This is a genomic window from Microbacterium istanbulense (assembly GCF_037204145.1).
Classification (GTDB): Bacteria; Actinomycetota; Actinomycetes; order Actinomycetales; family Microbacteriaceae; genus Microbacterium; species Microbacterium istanbulense.
In genome coordinates this window covers 1-1,270 of sequence record NZ_JBBDGN010000034.1, presented here as the reverse complement: position 1 = coordinate 1,270, position 1,270 = coordinate 1, and the positions used below count along the sequence as shown (strand labels likewise).

The 1,270-nt window shown below is 61.6% G+C and carries 1 protein-coding gene and 1 pseudogene; one reads left to right on the top strand and one right to left on the bottom strand.

Features of this window, described 5'->3' with window-relative positions:
* Positions 1-404: pseudogene (locus WDU93_RS15235) on the bottom strand (hypothetical protein); the annotation flags it as partial.
* A 266-nt stretch (positions 405-670) separates the two neighbouring features.
* Between WDU93_RS15235 and WDU93_RS15230 the strand changes: the two are divergent.
* Positions 671-1,249: a hypothetical protein gene (locus WDU93_RS15230; protein ID WP_337322090.1), complete on the top strand. Its 579-nt coding sequence runs from the start codon at positions 671-673 to the stop codon at positions 1,247-1,249.
* The last annotated feature ends 21 nt before the right edge of the window (positions 1,250-1,270 follow it).

Below are 1,270 nucleotides of genomic sequence, written 5' to 3'. Positions count from 1 at the left end.
CTCTTCAGGTGATGTGTCAATGGGTGCACACTTGGCATCCAACCGACCTGAGACTGCGCGAACAGGGGGTGAAGGTAGAGGGTGACCATCTCAAGGGGGATAGACGGCTCGGCGGCACACCAAGCACCAGCGGGCAATACGACGATGGAACCCGCTACAAGGTCGATCAACCCGGAGGCCGTTCGAAGCTGTCCCCATCCCTCTGTCACGAAGATCAGCTTGAGACTCTCTGCGACCACCGGGCTTGAAGGCCTTGAATGAACGACCGTTCGGGTGGTGAGCGGCAGCGTCGTGGGGAAAAGAGCATCTCTTGAGAGTCTGATCACCTCGACCTCCCGCATGCTCTTCCGATCCCACTGATTGGACGCTGTCAGCTCGACGTCGACGATGAGGCTGGAGCGCATCACTGGACTCCACTGCACTGGACTCCACTGCGACGGCCTCATTGCTCGGCGCCCTCTCGGCCGGACTCCCCTCCCGGATCTCACGTACAACCAAGAGCAAGTTTGTTTGGACCTTAAGGTCCAGTATAGTCGACCTACGTCCGAACAGGCGGCGGAGCCCAGGAGGCGCTCGCGCGGCCGCGGTGGGCGTCGGGAAGTCATGAACTTGCTCGGCTGAGCATGCATGCGAGGTCTGCGCGAGAACTCGCCGGGAACGAGGTGGAGAGATGCAAGAAGTCGATCAGGCCTTCCTCCTTGCCTTCGCCGGGGTGGCGGGAACACTTCTCGGAACGTTCGTCGTTGGCGTGTTCTTCTACATCGACTCAGAAATGCACATGCGCCTCGAAGTTTCGGAGGCGGCTGATCGATACCAAAGGTCCTCGATCCGGTGGGTCTTCACGGCATACTCGGTTGCTCTCTTCGTGCCCCTCGTATTCGCTGCGCTTCATCCGCTGTGGGGCTCGCTCGCGTTCGGACTGTTCGGAGTCGTCCTCCTGGCGATGACCGTAGATTGCGTTCGCAGGATCCTCGCAAAGGGGGCCTCGGGGTCTTCTCGTGCCCTCGTAGCCAATCAATGGCTCTCGAGCGTCGTTCTCGTGTCAGCGCTGATCCTCCCGTGGGCGCTCGGCGGGTGGGCTCCGTCACCAGGCGCGTTTGTTCCCTCCCTCCTGCTTCTGCTCGCGACTGGGTTCACCAGCACCGCGGCGCTGATCATGGCGCAGTTCGACGCGACCATGGGCATGGTCGAAGAAACCATCGCGACGAAGTCAGCCCCGGGGTCGGACTCGAAACAACCGCCGCTCTAGGAGGCGTCAGGGCCTCCTAGG

Coding starts and splice junctions, on each gene's coding strand:
- WDU93_RS15230 (WP_337322090.1), top strand. CDS start 671: ATGCAAGAAGTCGATCAGGCCTTCCTCCTTGCCTTCGCCGGGGTGGCG.